General features: G+C 67.7%; 28 protein-coding genes. 10 read left to right on the top strand and 18 right to left on the bottom strand.

All coding sequences use genetic code 11. The features are described from left to right. Nucleotides 1–20 precede the first annotated feature (20 nt). The gene (locus ABIA65_RS04970) at nucleotides 21–1490 is read left to right on the top strand and encodes a flavin-containing monooxygenase (protein ID WP_354522823.1); all 1470 of its coding nucleotides are present in this window, start codon (nucleotides 21–23) and stop codon (nucleotides 1488–1490) included. Here the strand turns inward: ABIA65_RS04970 and rraA are convergent. From rraA to ABIA65_RS04930, 8 genes are all read right to left on the bottom strand, one after another. Further along, a complete protein-coding gene (gene rraA, locus ABIA65_RS04965) occupies nucleotides 1487–1969 on the bottom strand; it encodes a ribonuclease E activity regulator RraA (protein ID WP_354522822.1) in 483 nt (160 codons plus the stop codon). The two genes, ABIA65_RS04970 and rraA, sit on opposite strands and share 4 nt — an antisense overlap. After that, nucleotides 1966–2721, bottom strand: coding sequence for a MerR family transcriptional regulator (locus ABIA65_RS04960; protein WP_354522821.1), 756 nt, complete (start codon nucleotides 2719–2721; stop codon nucleotides 1966–1968). The genes rraA and ABIA65_RS04960 overlap by 4 nt, the downstream gene beginning before the upstream one ends. Nucleotides 2722–2769: 48 nt before the next feature. Then, nucleotides 2770–3294, bottom strand: a complete 525-nt coding sequence (locus ABIA65_RS04955; protein WP_354522820.1) for a hypothetical protein — start codon at nucleotides 3292–3294, stop codon at nucleotides 2770–2772. An 84-nt stretch (nucleotides 3295–3378) separates the two neighbouring features. After that, complete coding sequence (locus ABIA65_RS04950) at nucleotides 3379–4320, bottom strand: CopD family protein (RefSeq protein ID WP_502919518.1); 942 nt, start codon at nucleotides 4318–4320, stop codon at nucleotides 3379–3381. Next, a complete protein-coding gene (locus ABIA65_RS04945) occupies nucleotides 4296–4811 on the bottom strand; it encodes a copper resistance CopC family protein (RefSeq protein ID WP_354522819.1) in 516 nt (171 codons plus the stop codon). Before ABIA65_RS04945 ends, ABIA65_RS04950 begins: the two co-directional genes overlap by 25 nt. Beyond that, a complete protein-coding gene (locus ABIA65_RS04940; protein WP_354522818.1) occupies nucleotides 4808–5524 on the bottom strand; it encodes a YcnI family copper-binding membrane protein in 717 nt (238 codons plus the stop codon). The genes ABIA65_RS04945 and ABIA65_RS04940 overlap by 4 nt, the downstream gene beginning before the upstream one ends. Before the next feature lie 40 nt (nucleotides 5525–5564). Next, nucleotides 5565–6089, bottom strand: coding sequence for a hypothetical protein (locus tag ABIA65_RS04935; protein WP_354522817.1), 525 nt, complete (start codon nucleotides 6087–6089; stop codon nucleotides 5565–5567). Between the two features lie 7 nt (nucleotides 6090–6096). Then, nucleotides 6097–6753, bottom strand: coding sequence for a DUF6474 family protein (locus ABIA65_RS04930; protein ID WP_354522816.1), 657 nt, complete (start codon nucleotides 6751–6753; stop codon nucleotides 6097–6099). 207 nt (nucleotides 6754–6960) lie between these two features. Here ABIA65_RS04930 and ABIA65_RS04925 point away from each other — a divergent pair, with 207 nt between their 5' ends. The 3 genes from ABIA65_RS04925 to ABIA65_RS04915 all read left to right on the top strand — a co-directional run bounded on the left by ABIA65_RS04925 (nucleotide 6961) and on the right by ABIA65_RS04915 (nucleotide 9983). Beyond that, nucleotides 6961–8298, top strand: a complete 1338-nt coding sequence (locus tag ABIA65_RS04925) for a hypothetical protein (RefSeq protein ID WP_354522815.1) — start codon at nucleotides 6961–6963, stop codon at nucleotides 8296–8298. 63 nt (nucleotides 8299–8361) lie between these two features. Continuing rightward, nucleotides 8362–8853 carry an ImmA/IrrE family metallo-endopeptidase gene (locus ABIA65_RS04920; RefSeq protein ID WP_241402501.1) on the top strand — a complete coding sequence of 164 codons (492 nt, stop codon included), beginning with the start codon at nucleotides 8362–8364 and terminating at the stop codon, nucleotides 8851–8853. Beyond that, entirely contained in the window at nucleotides 8850–9983 is a 1134-nt protein-coding gene (locus ABIA65_RS04915) for a hypothetical protein (protein WP_241402502.1), read from the top strand. The genes ABIA65_RS04920 and ABIA65_RS04915 overlap by 4 nt, the downstream gene beginning before the upstream one ends. A 50-nt stretch (nucleotides 9984–10033) precedes the next feature. Here ABIA65_RS04915 and ABIA65_RS04910 read toward each other — a convergent pair whose 3' ends face one another. The 4 genes from ABIA65_RS04910 to ABIA65_RS04895 form a co-directional block, all read right to left on the bottom strand. Then, nucleotides 10034–10432 (bottom strand): helix-turn-helix domain-containing protein, encoded by a 399-nt coding sequence (locus ABIA65_RS04910; protein WP_241402503.1) that lies wholly within the window; start codon nucleotides 10430–10432, stop codon nucleotides 10034–10036. Nucleotides 10433–10902: 470 nt separating this feature from the next. Then, nucleotides 10903–11436 carry a peptidase gene (locus ABIA65_RS04905; RefSeq protein WP_241402504.1) on the bottom strand — a complete coding sequence of 178 codons (534 nt, stop codon included), beginning with the start codon at nucleotides 11434–11436 and terminating at the stop codon, nucleotides 10903–10905. Between the two features lie 188 nt (nucleotides 11437–11624). Further along, entirely contained in the window at nucleotides 11625–12248 is a 624-nt protein-coding gene (locus tag ABIA65_RS04900; RefSeq protein ID WP_241402505.1) for a superoxide dismutase, read from the bottom strand. Nucleotides 12249–12430: 182 nt separating this feature from the next. After that, nucleotides 12431–12589 (bottom strand): hypothetical protein, encoded by a 159-nt coding sequence (locus ABIA65_RS04895; RefSeq protein ID WP_241402506.1) that lies wholly within the window; start codon nucleotides 12587–12589, stop codon nucleotides 12431–12433. A 511-nt stretch (nucleotides 12590–13100) separates the two neighbouring features. Here ABIA65_RS04895 and ABIA65_RS04890 point away from each other — a divergent pair. The 3 genes from ABIA65_RS04890 to ABIA65_RS04880 are packed head-to-tail and all read left to right on the top strand — an operon-like array spanning nucleotide 13101 to nucleotide 15399. Next, nucleotides 13101–13442 (top strand): rhodanese-like domain-containing protein, encoded by a 342-nt coding sequence (locus ABIA65_RS04890; RefSeq protein ID WP_241402507.1) that lies wholly within the window; start codon nucleotides 13101–13103, stop codon nucleotides 13440–13442. 18 nt (nucleotides 13443–13460) lie between these two features. Further along, entirely contained in the window at nucleotides 13461–14558 is a 1098-nt protein-coding gene (locus ABIA65_RS04885; RefSeq protein ID WP_502919517.1) for a DUF4328 domain-containing protein, read from the top strand. A gap of 4 nt (nucleotides 14559–14562) precedes the next feature. Further along, the gene (locus ABIA65_RS04880; RefSeq protein WP_354522813.1) at nucleotides 14563–15399 is read left to right on the top strand and encodes a glycerophosphodiester phosphodiesterase; all 837 of its coding nucleotides are present in this window, start codon (nucleotides 14563–14565) and stop codon (nucleotides 15397–15399) included. 15 nt (nucleotides 15400–15414) lie between these two features. Here ABIA65_RS04880 and ABIA65_RS04875 read toward each other — a convergent pair whose 3' ends face one another. Continuing rightward, the gene (locus ABIA65_RS04875; RefSeq protein ID WP_241402510.1) at nucleotides 15415–15960 is read right to left on the bottom strand and encodes a ferritin; all 546 of its coding nucleotides are present in this window, start codon (nucleotides 15958–15960) and stop codon (nucleotides 15415–15417) included. A 118-nt stretch (nucleotides 15961–16078) separates the two neighbouring features. Next, nucleotides 16079–17197, bottom strand: a complete 1119-nt coding sequence (locus tag ABIA65_RS04870; protein ID WP_502919534.1) for an LCP family protein — start codon at nucleotides 17195–17197, stop codon at nucleotides 16079–16081. On the opposite strand from ABIA65_RS04870, the gene ABIA65_RS04865 reads away from it, so the two are divergent. Beyond that, the gene (locus tag ABIA65_RS04865) at nucleotides 17116–17361 is read left to right on the top strand and encodes a hypothetical protein (protein ID WP_354523117.1); all 246 of its coding nucleotides are present in this window, start codon (nucleotides 17116–17118) and stop codon (nucleotides 17359–17361) included. The two genes, ABIA65_RS04870 and ABIA65_RS04865, sit on opposite strands and share 82 nt — an antisense overlap. A gap of 23 nt (nucleotides 17362–17384) precedes the next feature. Here the strand turns inward: ABIA65_RS04865 and ABIA65_RS04860 are convergent, their stop codons facing one another. Together ABIA65_RS04860 and ABIA65_RS04855 are read right to left on the bottom strand one after the other, a co-directional pair. Continuing rightward, nucleotides 17385–18152, bottom strand: a complete 768-nt coding sequence (locus tag ABIA65_RS04860) for a CPBP family intramembrane glutamic endopeptidase (protein WP_354522812.1) — start codon at nucleotides 18150–18152, stop codon at nucleotides 17385–17387. Between the two features lie 34 nt (nucleotides 18153–18186). After that, entirely contained in the window at nucleotides 18187–18990 is an 804-nt protein-coding gene (locus ABIA65_RS04855) for a DUF2470 domain-containing protein (RefSeq protein WP_241402512.1), read from the bottom strand. 135 nt (nucleotides 18991–19125) lie between these two features. Here ABIA65_RS04855 and pheA point away from each other — a divergent pair, with 135 nt between their 5' ends. Together pheA and ABIA65_RS04845 are read left to right on the top strand one after the other, a co-directional pair. After that, nucleotides 19126–20067 carry a prephenate dehydratase gene (gene pheA / locus ABIA65_RS04850; RefSeq protein ID WP_241402513.1) on the top strand — a complete coding sequence of 314 codons (942 nt, stop codon included), beginning with the start codon at nucleotides 19126–19128 and terminating at the stop codon, nucleotides 20065–20067. Then, nucleotides 20064–20750 carry a histidine phosphatase family protein gene (locus tag ABIA65_RS04845; protein WP_354522811.1) on the top strand — a complete coding sequence of 229 codons (687 nt, stop codon included), beginning with the start codon at nucleotides 20064–20066 and terminating at the stop codon, nucleotides 20748–20750. The genes pheA and ABIA65_RS04845 overlap by 4 nt, the downstream gene beginning before the upstream one ends. Before the next feature lie 3 nt (nucleotides 20751–20753). On the opposite strand, the gene ABIA65_RS04840 is transcribed toward ABIA65_RS04845, so the two are convergent. Beyond that, complete coding sequence (locus tag ABIA65_RS04840; RefSeq protein WP_354522810.1) at nucleotides 20754–20951, bottom strand: hypothetical protein; 198 nt, start codon at nucleotides 20949–20951, stop codon at nucleotides 20754–20756. Nucleotides 20952–21009: 58 nt separating this feature from the next. Then, nucleotides 21010–21360: a metallopeptidase family protein gene (locus tag ABIA65_RS04835; protein WP_354522809.1), complete on the bottom strand. Its 351-nt coding sequence runs from the start codon at nucleotides 21358–21360 to the stop codon at nucleotides 21010–21012. Nucleotides 21361–21362: the final 2 nt, after the last annotated feature.

Below are 21362 nucleotides of genomic sequence, written 5' to 3'. Positions count from 1 at the left end.
CGTGTTGATAAATTGGCGCCATGACCGAACATCTCGACGTTCTAATCGTCGGCGCAGGCATCTCCGGCATCAGCGCTGCATGGCACCTGCAGGACCGGAGCCCATCGAAGTCCTACGCGATCCTGGAGAGCCGCGAAGGTCTCGGCGGAACCTGGGACCTCTTCAAGTACCCGGGCATCCGCTCGGACTCCGACATGTTCACGCTCGGCTTCCGGTTCAAGCCGTGGACCTCGGCCAGGGCCATCGCCGACGGGCCGTCGATCCTGAACTACGTCAAGGAGGCAGCGGCCGAGAGCGGCATCGACAAGAACATCCGCTTCCGCCACAAGGTGGTGGCCGCGGAGTGGTCCGATGCCGACAACCAGTGGACGGTCACTGTCGACCACGACGGCGAAGAGGTCATCATGACCACGTCGTTCCTGTTCGCGACCACGGGCTACTACAACTACGACCAGGGCTACTCGCCGACGTTCCCCGGCGCTGAGGACTTCAAGGGCACCATCGTGCACCCCCAGCACTGGCCCGAGGACCTCGACTACCAGGGCAAGAAGATCGTCGTCATCGGCAGCGGCGCCACCGCGGTGACGCTGATCCCGGCGCTGGTCAACAGCGGGGCCGGCCACGTCACGATGCTGCAGCGGTCACCGACCTACATCGGTTCGCTGCCCGAGGTCGATCCCATCGCGGAGCGGGCCAACAAGCTCCTGCCGGAGAAGGCCGCCCACGTGGTCAACCGGTGGCAGGCCATTGCCATCAGCACCGCGCGGTACCAGTTCGCCCGCAAGTTCCCCAAGCAGATGCGCAAGATCCTGCTCAGCATGGCGCAGCGTCGCCTGCCCGAGGGTTACGACGTCGAGAAGCACTTCGGCCCGCGCTACAACCCGTGGGACGAGCGACTGTGCCTGGCCCCCAACGGCGATATCTTCAAGACCATCCGCAAGGGTCACGCCGACATCGTCACCGACACCATCGACCACTTCACCGAGACCGGTATCAAACTGACCTCCGGTGAGGTGATCGAGGCCGACATCATCATCACCGCAACGGGTCTCAACCTGCGATTGTTCGGTGGCGCCGAGATCCGCCGCAACGGCGAGCCCGTCGACCTGACCACCACGATGTCCTACAAGGGCATGATGCTCTCGAGCATGCCGAACATGGCGTTCACCATCGGCTACACCAACGCCTCCTGGACGCTGAAGGCCGACCTGGTCTCGGAGTTCGTCTGCCGCGTGCTGAACTACATGGACGACAACGGTTTTGACACCGTGGTGCCACAGCATCCGGGTGACTCGGTCGATGAGCGTCCGCTGATGGACTTCACCCCCGGTTACGTGCTGCGCGCGCTCGACGAGCTACCCAAGGCTGGCTCGAAGACGCCGTGGAAGCTCAAGCAGAACTACTTCCTCGACATCAGGATGATCCGTCAGGGCAAGGTCGACGACGAGGCGCTGCTCTTCACCAAACACCGTGCACCGGTGACGGTTTAGCTCTGAGCTAGAACGACGATTCCGTCCTCATCGCAGTAGGCGATCTCGCCCGGCGAGAACGTGACACCGCCGAAGGTGACCGCGACATCGCGGTCACCTTCGCCGGTCTTGGTGCCCTTGCGGGGGTTGGTGCCCAGCGCCTTGATCCCGACCGCGATGGTGCGCAGCGTTGAGGCGTCTCGCACCGCCCCGTTCACGATCACACCCGCCCACCCGTTATCGGCTGCCAGCCCCGCGATGATGTCGCCGACCAGCGCCGTGTGCAGCGAGCCGTCACCGTCGACCACCAGCACGCCGCCGGCGCCCGGCGTCGAGAGGATCGACTTCAGCAGCGCGTTGTCCTGGAAGCAGCGCACGGTGGTGATGGGGCCGGCGAACATCGTCGTCCCGCCGTAGTTCTGCAGTTGCAGATCGCAGCTGCGGACGTCGGGGTAGATGTCGTCGACGAGATCGGCAGTGGGGCGGGGCTCGATGGTCACCTCAAGATGCTAGCGATCACCACGTCGTGGACGAACTGGGCCAACCCCGGCTCGACGTCGTCGTAGTACGCCGCGAATCGCTCATCAGCCACATACATCTCCACGAGCCCACGGTGCATCTCGCCGCCGCACTCGTAGAACCGCTCGATCGAGGCCCGGTGCCGGGCCGCGAGCTCGTCGGCCGCCGGCGACCCCGGTGTGACCCCGTCTCGTTTGGCCTGCGCCAGCGCCGCCAGCAGGGCGTCACCCTCGGCCTTGAGGTCGATCCAGTCCTGCTTGGACATGCGCGCGACCCGTTGTTGCGACTGACGCCACGCGTCGGTGTCGCCCCACCGCTGCTCGGCCTCGACCGCGTACTCCTCGCCGAACGCCGTCGTGCCGAAGATTTCGACCTGTTCCTCGGCTGTCAGTTGAATCCCGCTGCGATGCGCGTCCATGAGTTCCTCCACTGCCTTGATCGTGCGCTGCAGCCCATCGGCCCGCTCCAGGAGCAGGGCGTGCTGGTGTTGCAACTTGGCCAGCCCGTCGACCTCGGGGTCGTCGAGCAGGGCGCGAATCTCGTCCAGCGGCAGCCCGGTGGCCCGGTAGGTCAACACCAGATGCAGTCGTTCCACATCGGCATCGGTGTAGCCCCGGTAGCCGGCAGCGGTCCGCACGCTGGGCATCACCAGACCGATGTGGTCGTAGTGGTGCAGCGTGCGCACCGAGACACCGATCAGTTCGGCGACAGCACCGACGGTCCTCGCGTCCATGCCAGGAACTATCGCCCCTGACGTCGCGTCAGGGTCAAGGCTGCGGTGTCAGTCGTCGTCGGATCCGCGTCGTACCAGCAGTACGACGAGGATCGCCAGCACACCCGCGGCGATGGCCGCGGCCACCGGCAGCCGGGAGGACTGCGGCCCGGGGGCCACGGGAAGCGGTATGGAGGGAGCGGTCGAGATCGTCGACTTCGCCTGTGCGGCAGTCTCCTTCGCGGCCTCCCGCGCAGTGTTGACTTCCGGGCGGCCGCCGTTGGTGTCAGCAGCGGCAGCGGCCGTGGCTGCCGGGGAGGTCGCCGAGGGCGGTGGAGGGCTTGCCGGGGCCTTCTTCGCCGGTGCCTTCTTGGCGGCCTTGGCGGGGGCCTTCTTCGCGGCGGCCTTCTTCACAGGTGCCTTGGCCGGAACTGCCTTCTTCGCCGGCGCCTTGGCCGGGGGAACCTTCTTGGCAGGAGCCTTCGCCGGAGGTTGCGCGGCAGCAGGCGGTGGTGGGGTCGCGGCGGCAGGAGGTTGCTGATCGGCGGGTCGGCTCTCGGAGTTGTCCTCCGGGCGATCCTGCTGGTCTGCCATGTAGCTGCTCCTTTGCAGTTCTCGTCCAACGGTCGACGGCGCGCGGTCGGCAGTGGACTCCATCATGCCATTGGCCTCGGGCGGCTAACCCGTGACCGCCAGCGCCGCCGCCAGCGTCAGCGCTACGGCCATCCCCGCCAATTCGATTCGCGACCTCAGCCCAGACACCGCGGCGGTCGAGCGATGCGTCCGTGCCGCGGGCAGCCACACCGTCCGATTGCGCCACGCGAGCACCGTCAGCGCCGCCGTGAGCAGGATCTTTGCCGACAACAGCCGCCCGTAGCCAGTCGACCACAGCTCGGCGGGCGCCCGCAGCGCGACGACCGCCCCGATGATGCCGGCCACCACCAGCAGCGCGACGCACACCGCCGACATGCGGGAGAAGCGCGGCAGGACGCGTGCCCACTGACCGCGGTGGTCGACAGTGAGGACCAGCGCCGCCAAGCCGCCACACCACACCGCGGCGGCCAGTGCGTGGACGGCGACCGCCATGCCACCCCACTCGTCGGCCGACAGGTGGCCGACCAGCGTCCGCCCGGTCAGCCCGACGGCCGCCGCCCCCGCGATGATCACCGACGTCGCCGGGGTGCGTGGCGCGATGGCGGCGACGCACACCACCACTGCCGCGGCCGCACACACCAGGCCCGACCTGCCCGCTGCCGTGTCCATGACGAAGTCGACGGTGGTTGCGGCGCCCACCTGCAGTACCGGCACGCCCGCAGCCTGAGCCGCGGACAGCGGCAGCCGGACCAACTCGGCGACGGCCCACACCGCCGCCGCGACGATCAACGGACCGACGGCCCGTTCGGCGAGCTCGCGGCGGTACCGCTCGACGTCGAGCCACGGCACCACCGCGAGGCCGAGCGTCAGCACCGCCGCAACATCGACCACAGCGCGTGCCAGGGTGAATCCGAACGGGCTCTGCGGATAGGCCAGCGCCCAGGCGAGTGCCGCCGCGGCAGCGACAACGGCGGCACCGCCGGCCACCGTGCGCCAGCGCATCACGACCTGCGTCGTACCGCCCACCACGCGCCTCCACCGACAATCACCGCGGCCACCGCGACGAATGGCCATACCGGCACTCCGCCGTCGGCACCGTTTGCGGGTTGTTGCGCCACCGCCGGTCCGGGCGAACCGGTGCCCGCGACGGTCACCTGGAACGACCACGAGCCCGACACCACGTGACCGTCTGCCGAGGTGACGCGGTAGTTCACCGTGTAGACGCCGGCTGGTCCGGACGGCAGCATCGCGACGCTCGCGACGGCGCCCGACACCTCGACGGGCCCCGTCGACCACATGTTGCCGTCGGGGCCGACCACCGTCATGCCGGCGAAATTCGACTGCAGCGCCTCGTTGAACGTGGCGGCCACCCGCGGCGGACCTGTCTCCAGGACGGCGTCTGCAGCGGGTTCAGCGGCGATGCGTGCCGCGTGCGCGGATGCGGTCCCCGCGCCCATCAGGCTCAGCGCGGCGATGATCAACCCGGCCAGGGTGGCCGCTAGTGCGCGCCGGATCATGCCGACTTCCGTCGCAGAAGCGACGCAACCACCGCGACGGCGGCCAGAACGAGCGCGCCACCGGCCAACCAGCGGGCGGTGTCATCGCCCGTGCTGGCCGATTCCTGGGGCGTTGCGGTCACCGCGACGTCGGGTGCCCCGGGCGGGGCGGTCGACGGCGCGACGGACGGTGCCGGATGGTCGTGTCCACCCTCGTCGGTTCCGGTCAGGGCAAGCACCGGCGCCGGGTACTCCGGTTCACCGCCCCCGGGCAACGGAGCCTGGTCCCAGCGGACCACCTTGCCGTCGGAATAGGTCTGCGCGGCGGGCAGCGTCACCGACGGCTGATCGGGAAGTGCCACCGACACCCGAAACAGTGCGAACTGATCGCCCGCGATGCCGGTGTTGGGGCTTGCGGTCCAGGTGACCGATCGGACGGTGCCTGCGCTGGCGTCGCGGTCGAGGCGCGCCGTCCATCCCGGCATCACCTCGGTGCGTGCCGACGCAACGTCGGGAAGTGTGACGCTGAACTGAGTTGTGAGTGCGCCGCCATCGGATTCGCCGGGTACGCGGAAGGTGAGAACTGTGGTGCTGCCGGGCGCCGGATTGGCGGCGTCGACGTGCACGTGAGCCGAGGCGGGCGGGGCTCCCGCCGCAACGGTGATCGAAAGGGCGGCGCCGGCTACGGCGGCCGCCAAGAGGGCGCGCGAGGACGCGCGCAGTTGGGATCGCATTGGTGTGACTGCCTTCTGGTCGTGTGTGTCGGGGGATCGGTCAGCGTGCGGCTGTGACCGGTGGCCCGCGATGAGACAGCGACGAGGCGAGAGCAATTGCGGATCGCAACGGATGATCGCACCGCTGGAACACCACGGCGGACGCGGCGATCGCCGGCCCCCGCGGTGGCGGGGTGACACTGCGCACCGCCCGCGACATGACGCGGCACAGGTACTCGCCGACCGTGACCAGCGCTGCGACGATCACCAGGGCGGCAGCGTGCGCCGCCAGCATCACCGCGGTCGACGTGCCGCTGTGGTGGTGGCTCGCGGCCGACAGCAGGACGTGGGCGAGCAGTTGGCCCGCAGTCATCACCGCGACCAACACGATGAAACGGTCGGCGCCACGAACGGTGGCTGCGAACGCTCCGACGGCCACCGCGAGCAGCGTGAGTTGGACCACCGCTGCACCCGACGGCGCGCCACCACCCGCAGCGGCATGACCGACCGCGGCCAGGGCCGCGGTGAGGATTCCGGCCGCACCCCCACGCAACCGCGTTGCGGGCGTCTGAGCGCGGGACGTCACGGGATGCTCAGATCAAGCCGAGCCGGGCCATCAGGTCGGCGTCGATACCGTCGAGCTGGTCCGCGATGGCGGTGTGGGCGGCGCGGCGACGCGCGGCTGGCATGTTCTCGGCCGCGGCAACGGCGGCCGACAGGTCACCGAGGCGATCGGTGATCGCTGCGACGAACTGTTTGGTCTCGGCGTCCTTGGGCTTCTTCTCGGCGACCTTGCGCAGCGACTGCTCGGCACCCGCAATACGCGCGGACAGTGCGCCACCGACCCCGGAGAACTGGCCGATCTGGCTCAGTGGCACGCCCAGTTTGTCGGCGCGACGCTGATCCACGGCGCCACGCGCGGTGATCGCGGCGCGGTAGACGATAGGGACCACGACGGGGGCCAGAAGCCGCGAGATCGTCAGCACCCGGCGAATTCGGCTGGGGGAGAGCAGCTTGCCCTCCCGGACCGCCTTCAATTGGGTCTCAGCAACCTTCAACGCCGCCTGGTCGCTCTCGCGTTGAGCCTTCAGCCCTGCCTTGATGGCGGTCGTCTGGCTTTTGGCCTCGTTCTTGATGCGGCGGGCGTCATTCTTGGCGCCCAGCCGAGCCTCCAGCTTCGCCTTGGCCTTGATGGCGCGGGCCTCGGCTCGGCGTGTGGCGCGGCTCTTACGTCGCTTGAACAGGCCCATCCCGGCTGCCTCCCGGTCAATTAGTCGAGAACCTGCGATTGTGGCTGCGCTGGTTTGGCTCACACTATCGCCGAATGGGAAGCGCCTTGGCTCCGGCCCCGGGCGAATGATCGAATTCGTTCCACCAGCAAACAGATCGGCGGTCTTGTGCGACAATCTGTTGGACGAGTGTTCGCCAATAGACCGTGCCGTGAGAGGTGGGAACCCGTGGCTTCGAGAGCACGTATCGCCGCGGCTGCGTGCCTGATGGCGTCTGGCCTGCTCGTGACTGGTGGCAGCGCATCGCTGGCGTTTGCCAATCCTGACGATGGTGGGGCAGCTGCAGGCGGCGGCGCCACCTCGGGCAATACCGAGGGAAGCCCCACGGGGCAGTCCCCGGGCCCCACGAAAGCCGAGCCGACGACGACCCCGGGTGTGTCAGCCGGTGGTGTAACGGGATCCACGGGTACTTCTGGTCATCCATCGAAGCCCCCGTCCAAGGTCGGGAACGGCCGCACCGGCGAAGAGGCCTCGACGCCACCGGGTGGCCCCACCGGCAGCACTGGAACCGGACAACCCGGCAAAGTGTCCGACGATGTGTCCGATAATGCTGAGCCGACAGATGACGTCGGTTCTGGCAAGCCTGAAGAGGGCGCCCCAGTCGACGGCGAGATCATCGGCGACGGATCCAGCGAGGTCATCGGTGACGGATCCGGCGAGATCATCGGCGACGGGACAGGCGAGGCCACCGGTGACGGGGCTGGCGCCGCCGCATCGAATCCGATCGGCGATGCCCTACGGCGGGCCGCGGAGTCTCTCAACCACCCCGCACCGACCGCCCCGCAGCCCGTCGATCCGGCGGCGCTGGACCCCGCACTGCTTCTCGGTGCGCTGTCGGAGCAGCGCGTCGAGGCACCCAGCGGTGAAGTGGCACAGGTGTCCGGCCTGCCCTGGTCGTGGTGGGGCTGGGGCTCGACGCCGGGTAGCAATGGAGAGACGCCCGAGTACCCCGCCGGCCCGATTCCGCTACTGCTGCAGATCCCCGTGCAAATACTCTATGAGATCAACGGCATCGCGCAGCCGTTGATCGAGGCGGCAGTCACGGGTCTCGCGACCGCCGCGTCGCACCTACCGTTCCCACCCGCCAGCACCCTGCCCCTGTTCGTCTCGCCGGGCCCGAACGCTGGTGTCGGCATGAGTGCGGGCGGTGGCAGTAGGGGTGCGGGGACGGCCGTGCCCGAGGGTCCGCGGTTCACCCCGCCCGCCGTGCCGCCGCCTGTGGTGGCCCCGGATCCGCCCAGGCATGTGACTGCGCCGCCGCCCGTCAAGCAGCAGACATCGCCCCCGGCATCCCCGGCGAGTAACGAATTGCTCGCTGCACCGACATATCGGATGGGTTACGTCGATTACCTGCGGGCCGCCGGAATGGGCGAGGTCGCAGCGGTCGCCGTGCCCGGAGTGACCGGAATCCTCGTCCTGACGAGTGCCGGAGGTCTGATCGGATACCGCCAGGCCCGAGCCGGCCGAGCCGTCCGTGCAGGGGGCCCGGCGCGCTTCATGGGTTGACCTCCCTCACCTGCCAGTGCGGGAGTAGACACGTCCTAGTGAACTCGTTGAGAGGGGGTCGACTTGCCCGCCAGCCGCCGCGTGACGCGCGCTGTCAACGAGGTACTCGACCTCGCCCCGAGACGAGGTGAGGTGTCACTCAATCGTCTGGTGCAGGCCGTCGCCGAATCGCGTGCCCGGCCCATCGAGCTGACGATGGCGGATCTGCCGTCTGGGGTGTGCGGGCAGTGGCGTCAGTACGTCGACCACGACGTCTTCCTGATCCAGCGGGGACTGCCTGCCGGTGATCGCACGCTCGCCCACGAACTCGGCCACCTGGTGCTCGGCCATGAGGGCATCTCCATCGTCGAAGCCGCGCGTGACAACGTCGAACTCGCCAGCAGCGATCTCATCGGCTACATGCTGAACCAGCGCACCGGATGTATGGGCCCCAGCGGCGAGGACGCCGAGCAGGAGGCCGAGGACTTCGCGGCGCTGCTCATCTATCGACTCGGTCGGCTACCGTCCGACCGTTCGTCGATCGTCCAGGTCCGGCTCGGAGAGGCGTTTGGTTGATCGTCTGGGTGATCGCCGGTCTCCTCGGATTGGCGACGGGCCTGCGCATCGGCTGGGCACTGGTCAACAAGCAGTCGCTCGTCAGCGCGGCCATGATCCTCGCGCTGGGCAGCCTGGGTACTGTCGCCGCCCTCAACTGGCAGCCGCTCACGCTGCTCATCGACAGCCTGCTGCGGTGGCCCAACGTGTCCATGGTGTTCAGCCAGGTGGCGTTGATCGCCTGTGCGGCCGGAAGTTGCGTGATGATCACGTCGGCGTCGTCGAGTCGAAAGCCGGCTCAGATACGGCGGATCGCGATCGTGCAGTACTCCGTCGCGTTGGTCATCGCGGCGCTGTCGCTGCTGACGTTCTTCACCTCGCCGCAACAACCGGAGATGGCGCCTGAGGAATACCTGCGGCGCAACCTCGGGGCCGGTGGGACCGGGATGTCGTGGCTCCTGCCGCTGCTCTACGTGCTTCTGGCGTTGACGCTGGTGGCATGGGCGGGTGTCCGGCACTCCAACCGCACGCGACGGGGCCGCGCCCTGTTCCTGTTCACGCTCGGCATCGCCCTGATCGTCCTGGCGAGCGCGTTCTTCCTGCTCCGCGCCGTGGGCAACACGCGGTTCGTCGGAGTGGGCTCGGCGGCAACACTTCTCGGGTGCGCCATGTTGGTGGTGGCCGGTGGCTCGTTGCTGCCCAGCATCGAGGACTGGTTCGGGGCCCGCCGTGAACTGAAGACCATCCAGCCGCTGCTCAGCGAACTCAGTGTGCGGCATCCCAATATCGGCATCGGCGTGCGTCCACGCGGCCCGCTGCTGTTCCGCGTCGCTGAGCAGATGTCGCTGATCTCCGACGCGCTCTACCTGGAGGCGACGGAAGTCCTCGAGGACGGGCAGGCGAATGAGACGCCGATGCGGGGCGCGTATGACGACGTGGACCCGGAGACGGCATCACCCGAGCTGCAGGCACGTCGAGTGGCCGAGTGGATACACGATGGGCGTGGCGCATCACGTGAGTCGGCAAACTCGAAGTTCCCCGGTCCCACTTGGCTGCGTCAACCATCGGGGTATTCCGACCGCGAGTGGATCCTGGCCATCGCCGATGAGTACAGAAAGCTGGATCAGGCAGTCGGGGTTGCCGCGCAATAAATAACGCGGCAGTCAATTTTCGCCAGGTGCAACAGTCTGCACCCGGCGGGCTAATCGTCCAGGTGCTCTTGACGACGGAGTTCGTCGACCTTCTCGACCAGGTCCTGCTTGGCCTCGGGGGACAGGCCCACGGTACGCGCCGCAATACGTCGGATGCCCTCGTCGCGCATACCGGCGAGCCACGTCAGCTCCTTGTCGAGCTTCTCGTAGTACTCGTCGTCGGTGAAGTAAGCGGGCTTGATGCGGAAGAAGTTGGCAAGTGCGGCCATGGTGGCGACCGACGGGTTGGTCCGGTTGCCTGAACGCAGCTGCGACAGGTACGGCGCCGACATCGTGACGCCTTCGGCCTTGAGTGCAGCAATCACCTCGGCCGACGTGTGCGGGCCGCGTCCGGGCGGGTAAACCGTGTCAAAGAGGCGGTTTAGCCGGGCGGCAAACGTCATGCTCATCGTGAATCCTCCACTTAGCGTTACAGGCGGGCGTCTATCTGGACGTATTTGCTGATCATCGTAGCGAGTGATAGCACTGCCGCCAAGTGCAAACCACCGAAAACTCGCTGCCGCCCTTCGGCGGGACCCGCCGGAAAGCCATCTAGCTGCGGCTTTTCTGGGCGCCGTTCCGGACGACATGGGACGAGTGCAAGCAAATACTGACGCGCGAGTTGTTTTGCCAACCTCGACGGCTGCGACGACTGGGTCTGGGGTGGCCCCTGGTGCACTCCCGGCTACCGAACTGCGGCGACTTCGATCCCCGGGTCGTGATTTGCTCACGAACTTAACGGTTCCTGCACGCAGTAGCTGTATCTGCGGCCGTCGTGCGCTGGCCTGGGTCGCCCGATGGCCGCGGCGCGCGGTGCCCGTCCCGCGTCCGGGTAACCAATCCCCTCGGACATTGATTCTGGCGACGAGCGGCGGTGGCGCTATGCCGCGAGCAGCATCGCCAGGATCGCGGTGTCCGGGTGACTGATCGGATCGACGCCCACCCGACTGATCATCGATGTGATGGTGCCGTCCGACTCGGCCTCGACCCATGCGGCGCGGTGCTCCAGGCCGAGGTGCGGCAGCCCGGGCAGCAGAACGCACCCCGATGCGGCGCCGCTGCACTCGGGCAGCGACGGCGTCGTCTCCGAAGGAGGATGAAGCATCAGCAGCGCCGGCGGTTGATGGTCGGCGAAATATCCGGGAGGGAGGGCGAACTCACCTATCACCGGACCCTCGGCCAGGACCAGTCCGACGGTGCCGGGCGAAGGTGCGTCGGGCAGCTCCTCGCGAACACCGAAGATGGTAGTGGTCGCCAGCAGCCCGGGAAGTGACGCGACCCTGACGGCGACGATGAGCAGCTGGGCCCATTCCTTGGTCGAATCCGGCCAACGGCCGGAGACCACGAAACCCTTGAGAGACCCACCCGAGTGGAAGGGGGAGATCTCCACGGCCTTGCCGGAACCCGTATCCATATCGCCTCCGTTCTCGGCGCCTGGCGACTGCCCCGACACGGCTGTGGGTCGATCCCGTCAGCATGCGGCAGGGGTGGCTGGCACGCAAGAGGACACGACTGCCAGCGCGACGCGAATGTGCGCACACGCGAGAAGGGCGCCGTGCGCGATGCGCACGACGCCCTTCTGCAGAGGAACTGTGGGTCGGGTCAGCCGAAGATGAGCCCGTTGGTCTTCGAGGTCGCCTGGGCGTACCGGTTCTGAACGTCCTCCCAGTTGACGACATTCCAGAACGCCTTGACGTAATCGGCCTTCACGTTCTTGTACTGCAGGTAGTAGGCGTGCTCCCACATGTCGACCTGCAGCAGCGGGATGATGCCGAGCGGCACGTTGGCCTGCTGGTCGTACAGCTGGAAGGTGAGCAGCCGGTCGCCGAGGCTGTCGTAGCCCAGCACGGCCCACCCCGAACCCTGCAGGCCGTTGGCGGCGGCGGTGAACTGCGCCCGGAACTTGTCGAACGAGCCGAACTGGTCGTCGATGGCCGCGGCCAGATCACCCGTCGGCTTGTCGCCACCGTTAGGCGACAGGTTCTTCCACCAGATCGAGTGGTTGACGTGGCCACCGAGGTGGAAGGCCAGGTTCTTCTCGTTGAGGAAGATGGCGGCGTGGTCGCCCTCGCCGCGCGCCTCATCGAGCTTCGCGATGGCGTCGTTGAGCCCCTTCACATAGGTGGCGTGGTGCTTGCTGTGGTGGATCTCGTTGATCTGACCGGAGATATGCGGTTCCAGCGCACCGTAGTCGTAATCCAACTCCGGCAATGTGTACTCAGCCACAGGTTTCCTTCCCTAGGTGTTTCGGTGGAGCGCGGTGTTTCGATGGAGCGTGGTCCTACAAGAGATCCGCAAGATTCGGTCCCTCAAGATCATCCCTCAAGATCGCTGTCCACCTTGCTCCATGCCTGCGCGCACCGCAAGGACGCGTGCGCGTACCGAACGTGTACCCGGGCCGGGGGGAGTTAGAACAGGATGATGAGTGCGAGTACGCCGAGCAGGACGAGTGCGATGACGCTTGCTCGCATGAAAGCCATCAACTGGCTGCGCGTGTAGACGTGCGCGGAGGAGTTCCACTCGGATGGGGGCATGGCCGGATTCGGGCCCAGCGGGTGAGATGCCATCACGAACTCCTGACCAGCACGATCAATATTGTCCCTCGCGTGAGATCTGTCACAGCCTGCGTTGGTGACGACGATCATAGCCCCCGGTTGCCCAACCGTGAAAATCGCGTTCCACGCGCCCTCCGGGGGTCGCGGATCGGCCAGTTTCGGCGGCGGCTACGGGGGCTATTCAGGGGAGGAGCGAGATGCGACCACGGTGCGCGAAAGTCCTCGAGTTCCTCCGTCGTGCCCGCCATGTTCGCTCACCGGCTTGATCACCTGTTGATCACCGGCCCGTGAGTGGGTCCGGTTATCCACAGTCAATTTCGGATGCGCGACGGATTCCGCGGTTCAGGCCGTGTTCGGGCTTTCGCCGGCCTGTGGATGAACCTGTGGAAACTGTGGATAGTCCAACCATTGCTAGGAGACGCGGGTGCGTGCGCCCGTCGCGCATGCCAGCATGGTTGGGACGGATCGCAACCGCGGGATCCGCAGAGGATGAGGCCCCTGGTGGCCGGATCGGACGAGGTTGATGGATGACGTCGAGGTCGGGCAGGCGGAGGTCGCCGACGTTCCGATGACATTTGACCAGTCGGTGGTTCTTCTGGACGTTCGCGAGGACGACGAGTGGCAGCGCGGTCACGTGGCCGGTGCGCAGCACATCCCGATGGGTGAGGTGCCCGCTCGCCTCGCCGAGATCGACAACGGGGCGACGCTGTATGTGGTGTGCCACGCGGGAGGCCGATCGCAACGTGTTGCGCAGTATTTGGTTCGCAACGGGTACGAAGCGCTCAACGTCAGCGGTGGAATGCTCGCCTGGGCCGGACTCGGCCGGCCTGTGGTCACCGACGACGGCGGCGTCGGCACGGTCTGAGGGTCGTAGGCTGGTCGCGTGATCCAGGTCTGTTCGCGGTGCGGCACGCGGTGGAACGTTCGCGACCGTCAGCGAAGTTGGTGCCCCCGGTGCCAAGGCACCCTGCAGGCACCCACCACTGATCCAGCAGAGCAGCAGTGGGGTCAGCGGCCCACCCCGAGTGCGGGTGGCGCACCGGCGAGGCTTCCCCAGGGGTTCCGATGGATCGCGGTTCGCCCCGGTGCCGCGCCTGCGCCGCGCCGCGGCCCGCAGCCTTTGGGGCCCACCCCGCGTTACTCCGTCATACCGCGCTGGGGCCTGGTGGATCACTTCGATTCGCTCGATCAGCACGCCGCCGACGCCGCAGATGCGCGCAGCGGCCCCTCGGTCAGCATGGTCCGGACCGTCCTGCTGGTCACCGGTGTGCTCCTCGCACTGGCCGCGTTCATCCACCTGGTCCGGTATGTGCTGCTGCTGGTGAATCGGTCGATGCTGTTGCATCCGCTGGTGGCAGGCGTGGCCACCTGGCTGGGCGTCGCGCTGAGCGTGCTGGCCTCGTTCGCGGTGGTCGCCAGCGCGGTGGTGTTGACGAACTGGCTGATAGCGCGCCGCGCGGCGGCCTACGCCCTCAACGGCGCCACCGACCCGCGGTCGGGTTGGGAGATCCTCGCCGGGTGTGTGATACCGGTGGCCAACCTGCTGCTGGCGCCGCTCTACGTCATCGAGTTGGCGCGCGCTGAGGGCCGATTGTCGAGGCTGCGTCGTGACATCGCGGTCTGGTGGTGTGTCTGGGTGCTGAGCACGGCACTGATGGTGTGGTCGGTGGCGACCAGCTTCACCCGGGACGCCCAGGGCATCGCCGACAACACCGTCACCACGATCATCGCCTACCTCGCGGGCCTGGCCGCACTCGTGCTCGCCGGACGGGTGTTCCTCGGTTTCGAGGCGAAGCCGGTCGACCGGCCGGCCAAGAGGTGGGTGATCGTCCCCGACGAGCAAGGCAACGTCCCCGGGCACCACAGAGCCACCGAGCGAGACAGTGCCCCCGAGCAGGAGAGCGCCCCCGAACAAGACAGCGTCCCCGACGAACAGTCGGAGGTACCGGCACCGCCTCGGCAGCGGGAACCGGTGGCCTAGCCTCGTGAACTCGGGCGACGGCACCCTCGGTGGCCACCCCTTCGTGGTCGCGCACCGTGGTGCCTCCGCGGATCGCCCCGAGCACACCATCGCCGCCTACGAGCTGGCATTGCGTGAAGGTGCGGACGGTGTTGAGTGCGATGTCAGGCTCACCCGCGACGGCCATCTGGTCTGTGTGCACGACCGCCGGGTGGACCGGACGTCGACGGGCACTGGCCTGGTCAGCGATATGACATTGGCGCAACTGCGCGAATTCGATTACGGCGCATGGCATTCCAGCAATAAGGCGGGTGCCGGGATCGGCGACACCGGCCTGCTCACCCTCGATGACCTCATCGCGCTGGTGCTGGACTGGAACCGGCCCGTCAAGCTCTTCATCGAGACCAAGCACCCGGTGCGGTACGGCGCGCTCGTCGAGAGCAAGGTGCTGGCCATCCTGCACCGTTACGGCATCGCGTCGCCCGCGTCGGCGGATTTGTCCCGCGCCGTGGTGATGTCGTTCTCGGCGGCGGCCGTGTGGCGCATCCGCAGGGCGGCACCGATGCTGCCGACGGTGCTCCTCGGGGAGACATCGCGCTACCTCGGCGGTAGTGCAGCGACAACTGTCGGCGCCACGGCCGTCGGTCCCTCGATCGCCACACTGCGCGAGCACCCGGAGTTGGTGGATCGCGCTGCCGCCAACGGCAGGGCGCTGTACTGCTGGACGGTCGATCACTACGAGGACGTTCGATACTGCCGCGACGTCGGTGTGGCGTGGGTCGCCACCAACCATCCAGGACGAACCAAGGGCTGGCTGAACGAGGGTTTGACCGGAGCCGGCCTCGATCAGCCGGAGCCCTGAGGCACCTAGAGCGGGTTAGAGACTGCCGCCCGCGGCCTTTGGCGCCGACGGATCTGCGGTGCCCGTGGCGATCTCGCGTGCCACGAAGTCCTCGAGGTGGAAGACGTTGACGCCAGCGCGGTCGGCGACGCGGACCAGCGTGCTCATCAGGGCGACCTCCTCGACCTGCTCCTTGAGGAACCACTGGATGAACTGCTCGCCGAGGTAGTCGCCCTCATCGCGGGCCACCGCGGCCAGTCGCGTCAGCTGCTCGGTGACGGTGCGCTCCAGGTCGAGCGCCAGCTGAAGTGCCTCGCGTGGTGAGTCGAATGAGTTCCGCACGGGATCGATGCCGGGGATCTCGACCTCGACGCCGCGGTCCATCAGATAGCGCACCAGCATCATCGCGTGATTGCGTTCCTCGACCGCCTGGGCGTAGAAGAGCTTGGCCAGTTGCGGGAGGTCTGCGCCGTCGAAGTGGACCGCAATCCCAATGTATTGCTGAGACGCGGTGAACTCGGCGCGGACCTGTTCCTGAAGCAGGTGGTGGAACTTGGTGTCGAGTGTCGTGACGTCATTCATGAGACACACGATAGGGCAGCTCAGAAGGGGTTGTCATCAAAGGTATGCCTTATTCAGGCAAGCTTTCCCTAACTGAGTCCAGCCTATCCTTGACTACGCAAATGTGTTTGCTGGACGATCACGGCTCCGCCGCGTCGAGGACGTCTGGTGGGATTTGGGAGTCGGAGCCGATGGCGCTGAACAGGCGGCTCGCCGCGTCGTCGTCCCACACCACCACAGCCCCGGAGTCGCCGGCCGTGAACTCGCCAATCGGCACTGTCGTGGTGGTGATGGTGCCGTGCATTGCCCATGCCAGGCGGGCCAGGTCCCACACATGGGCGTCGTCGTCGACCGTGATGGCGCCCGAGGCGGCGTGCGCCATGGGGTACCAGCGCAGCGGGTTCGCCAGCACAGCCGGGCTCGCGGCGCGGTGCATCAGTGCCGACATGAACGCGCGCTGGTTGGTCATCCGGTCCAGATCAGCCCGCGGTGTTGCGCGGGTGCGGACGTAACCCAGCGCCGTCCGTCCGTCGAGTTCCTGGCAGCCGGGTGCGAGATCGATGCCCGCCAGCGGATCACTGACCGGCTCCGGTGGGCACATGGTGACCCCGCCGACGGCGTCGACCATCTCGGCGAAGCCGTCGAAGCCGATCTCCGCGTAGTGGTCGAGTCGCAGCCCGGTGGCCTCCTCAACGGTCTGCGCAAGCAACGACGCGCCACCGAGCGCGAAGGCGGCGTTGACCTTGTCCTGGCCGTAGCCAGGGATCGCGAGGTAGGAGTCGCGCGGTATGGAGACCATCGTGGTTGGTGCGCTCGACCCGAGGCCGGGGACGTGAACGAGCAGGATCGTGTCGGTGCGGCCGTTTCCGATGTCCCCGCCGGTCGCGAGTTCGGCCTGCTGTTCCGGGCTCAGCCCAGTGCGGCTGTCGGAGCCGACCAGCAGCCACGTGGTTCCGCGGCCGCTCGCAGGCCGTTCGGCGTAGTCGGCGAGCGCGGGAATGCGGTGCAGGTGTGTGTCGATCCAGTACCCGGTCCCTACCGTCGCGGCCGCGGCGACGAGCAGGCACACCAGCACGGTGCGACCCCATCGGCGCTTGCGTTTCGGCTTCCGCACGGCAGGCGGTGGTGGCGGCGGCGCGGCCCGCCGCGCGACGGGCTTCGCCGGCGGTGGCGGGGGTGGTGACTTCCGGCGCGCTGACGGCGGCGGCAGCGGTGGCGGTGGTGGGGGTGCGGGCCGTCTCGGTGGCGGTGTGCGCAGGGGTGGCGGCGGGCGGTGCGGTGGCGGAGCCTGGCGAGGAGGTGGCGCGGGTGGCGGCTGATGGCGCGGGTCGCGTCGGATCACCTGTGGCGGTTCGTGGGGCGGGCGAGCCCGTCTGGGGTCCGGCCCACCGACAGGGGGCCGGCTGCTGTTCACACGTTTGAATGTAGTGCCGTCGGCGCTGGGATCACGGCAGCCAGCCGAGGCGACCCGCCATGAGTGCGTACCCGACGAATGCGACGGCGTCGATCACGCCATGCGCGATGATCAGCGGCCACAGCCGTCCGGTGCGCTGCCACACGTAGCCGAACACGAGGCCCATGACGATGTTGCCCAGCCCGGCGCCGAAGCCCTGGTACAGGTGATATAGCCCGCGTACGACACTGGAGGCCACCAGCACGGTGACCGGCGTCAGGCGCAGCTGACGCAGCCGCGTCATGAGGAACGCGACGACGATGATCTCCTCGGCCCAGCCGTTCGCGAACGCCACTGCGAGCAGGACGGGCACTCGCCACCAGGTGTCGTTGAGTTCGGCTGGCTCGACCGACACACCGATACCGACCAGGCGGCCGACGAGGTAGAGGCCGAGGCCGGGCAGGCCGATCAGCGCGGCCAGGCCGAGGCCGCCGAGCAGGTCGGGGCGAAGCTGGAAGCGTCCGAGCCCGATGCTTGCCGGGCCGAAACCGCTGCGCCACAACAGGTACAGCCCGAGGGTTCCCCACGCCAACAGTTGGAACACCGTCGCGAGGTTGAGCCCGAGGTCGATGAGGTCGATGGGCGAGCGGCGTGGGTTGAGTGCGACCGTCTGGCCGGAGAGGCCGAGGATCACTGCCTCGGTGAGTCGCAGGAGCGCCGTGTAGGCCGACAGTCCGAAGGTGACCGCGAGAACGACGGCGATCTCGATGCGGATCTTCCGACGCTGAGGTGCAGTGAAGTCGTCAGCCGGCCCGGTCACACCGAGCAACGGTAGTGCCGCCTGCGATCTCCGATCAGATACGGCGCGCGCGGAGGCCGTTGAGGAACGGACATCCCATCAGCACCCGGATTGCCTGGCTCAGGCCGCTGACATCGTCGACGGGCTTGGCGAAGGGCAGGCGAACGTCGTGATCACCGTCGGTGTCCTCGACCCGCAACTGCACGCCGTAGCGATCCAGCCCCAGCGGGCGGACCCGGCCGCGTCGCAGCGTCGTGGGCAGTCGGTCGGCGAGGCGGTCGACGACGTCGCGGTGCGCTGACTCGAGGTGCTGCAACCAGCACGACTCCAGGGTGCAGAACGGATCGGGCTTGGCCTCGAGCAGGGTGCTCAGACCCACCGACTCCGCTCCCGTCGAATCGGCCACCACAACTGACTCGACCTCCAAGCGCACCAGCGTGTAGGGCGTGTCGCCCGTCGTCGCGTCCACCGTGCCCGTATTGACCTGCAGCAGAGCGGGGTTGGGGTTCTCGGTGGCGATCAGATCGAGCAGGCCGGCCACGTCGCGTGGCGGAACGTGGCGCAGTAGGCCGCTCGTCCAGACCAGGGATCGCACCGGTTCGCGCAGTGGCAGTGGTGCGTAGTCGGTCATCTCCAGTACGGCCTGCATGCCCGATGCGCCCGAGGTGATGACCATGCCGGCCAACTTGCCGTAGGCCGGCACTGTGATGGCGAACGAGCCGTCCTCGAGTAGGTGATGGACCGGTGTGGCGACCGGTTCGACACCCTCGGCGGCCAGAATGGCGCCGCCCGCGCGGACGCAAGCGCTACGGATTCGCTCGGCTGTCGTCGGTGCAGCGGGTGCCTGGGCCATCGTCATCGGGAGCCTTCCGGATAGTGAGGTAAGCCTAACTTAACTACGATCCCGGGAGTGCGCAAGGCCTCCGCGGCGACATCGGACCGGTGATCACCGAGGTTGGGCTGAGCCGCCCACCTGAGCCGATATGGTTGAAACGTGCCGCGCGTCGCCTACCTCGGACCGGAGGGAACCTTCACCGAAGAGGCGTTGTGGCACATCGCAGGCACCGGCGCGATGTCGCTGACACCGGCCGACGTGGTGCCCATGTCCTGCGACAGCCCGGCCGCCGCCCTTGCCGCGGTACGCGCCGGTGACGCCGACTACGCATGCGTGCCCATCGAGAACTCGATCGAGGGTTCGGTGCTGCCAACCCTCGACAGCCTGTCGACAGGCGCCGCGCTGCAGATCTACGCCGAGCACACACTGGACGTGGCGTTCTCCATCGTCGTCAAACCTGGAACGGACGCGGCGGACATATCAACCGTCGCGGCGTTCCCCGTCGCCGCCGCGCAGGTGCGGCGCTGGCTGGCCGAGAACCTGCCCACCGCGACGCTGGTTCCCGCGAGCTCGAACGCCGGGGCCGCTCACGAGGTGGTCAACGGCCGCGCCGATGCCGGTGTCAGCACCGCACTGGCCTGCAGACAACTGGGTCTGGACGCACTCGCGGCAGGCGTTGTCGACGAACCGAACGCGCGAACCAGGTTCGTCCTCGCCGGGCCACCGGGGCAGCCGCCGGAGCGCACCGGGGCTGACCGCAGCTCGGTGATTCTGCGCCTCGAGAACGTCCCGGGTGCGCTGGTTGCCGCCATGACCGAACTCTCGATCCGAGACATCGACCTGACACGTATCGAGTCACGGCCCACCCGTACCGAGCTGGGTACCTACATGTTCATCCTGGACTGGGTCGGCCACATCGATGACGATTCGGTCGCCCAGGCACTCAAGGCGCTGCACCGTCGTTGTAGGGACGTGCGATATCTGGGTTCATGGCCGACGGGGTCGGCGTTAGGGGCGGTACCACCGCCGAGTGACGAGGCGACGCGCTGGCTGGAACAGCTGCGTGCGGGCGGGGCGCGGCGTACCGGAGTCGAGTCGTGACGGGCCGGCTCGTCCTCGTCAGGCACGGCCAGTCGATCGCCAACGTGGATCGCAGACTCGACACCCGGCCCCCGGGTGCCGCGTTGACCGACCAGGGCCTAGATCAGGCGCAGAAGTTCGCGCAGAACTGGCAGCATCCCGTCGGAATGATCGCGCACTCATTGGCGCTGCGGGCCGTGCAGACGGCGGGTCAGATCGGCGAACGGCTGGGGATGCCCACCACCGAGATCGACGGTATTCACGAGGTGCAGGCCGGCGATCTCGAGGATCGCAACGACGAGGCGTCGATCGACCTCTTCCACGACGTGTACCGGCGCTGGCTCGAGGGTGATCTCGACCAACGGGTGCCCGGTGGGGAGTCCGGCCACGAAGTGCTCGAGCGCTACGTGCCCGGCGTCACCGAACTCCGATTGCGGCACCTCGACGACCACGCCTGGCACGGCGACATCGTCGTCGTCAGCCACGGCGCGGCAATCCGTCTGGTCGCCTCGTCGCTTGCCGGGGTGGACGGCGGCTTCGCCCTCGAACACCATCTCGCGAACACCGAGTGCGTGGTGTTGAGCCCGATCACCGATGGTCGCTGGAGCTGCGTGCAGTGGGGCTCGAAGCTGCCGCCGTTCCTGCCGGAGCCCGACCCGCACCCCGGGCAGGACGACGTGCCGGGCGCCGACCCCATGGGGTGAGCCTCAGATCGCGAGGTCTGCCGCGGCCATGTCATGGGAGCACGTGCAGCCGACCGCGTCGCAGTCGATGGTGAGCGAGTGCTCGGACTCGGGCTGCACACAGTCCGGCTCGGTGCACTCCGCACGCGCGGCGGCGTGGGCGATGACGGTGCCATGGCAGTGCGCCAGCCCCCGCGTGCACTCCCGGCAGTCGCCACTCATGATCCGTTCATAGCACCATTGGCCGACGAAATCGGATCGGCACACCGAGGTTTGGGGATCAGGCCCAGCCGAGTTCGTGCAGACGGTCGTCGTCGATTCCGAAATGGTGGGCGATCTCGTGAATCACGGTCACGGCCACCTCCTCGACGACGTCCTCCTCGGTGTCGCAGATGTCCAGCAGCGCATCCCGGTAGATGGTGATGGCATCGGGCAGTGACCCGGCGTAGGACGAGTCGCGCTCGGTCAGCGCGATGCCCTCGTAGAGGCCCAACAACGAGGGCTCCTCGGGATGCCGCGGCTCAACGAGCACGACGACGTTGTCGATCGCCGCGGCCAGTTTCGGCGGAATCGCATCGAGCGCGTCGGACACCAGCTCGTCGAATCGCTGCGGGCTCATCCCCACGGGCATCG

It is taken from the genome of Mycolicibacterium sp. 624, from assembly GCF_040548615.1.
Lineage (GTDB): Bacteria > Actinomycetota > Actinomycetes > Mycobacteriales > Mycobacteriaceae > Mycobacterium.
The sequence above is the reverse complement of the archived record's forward strand: the minus strand, read 5'-3'. Positions and strand labels throughout refer to the sequence as shown.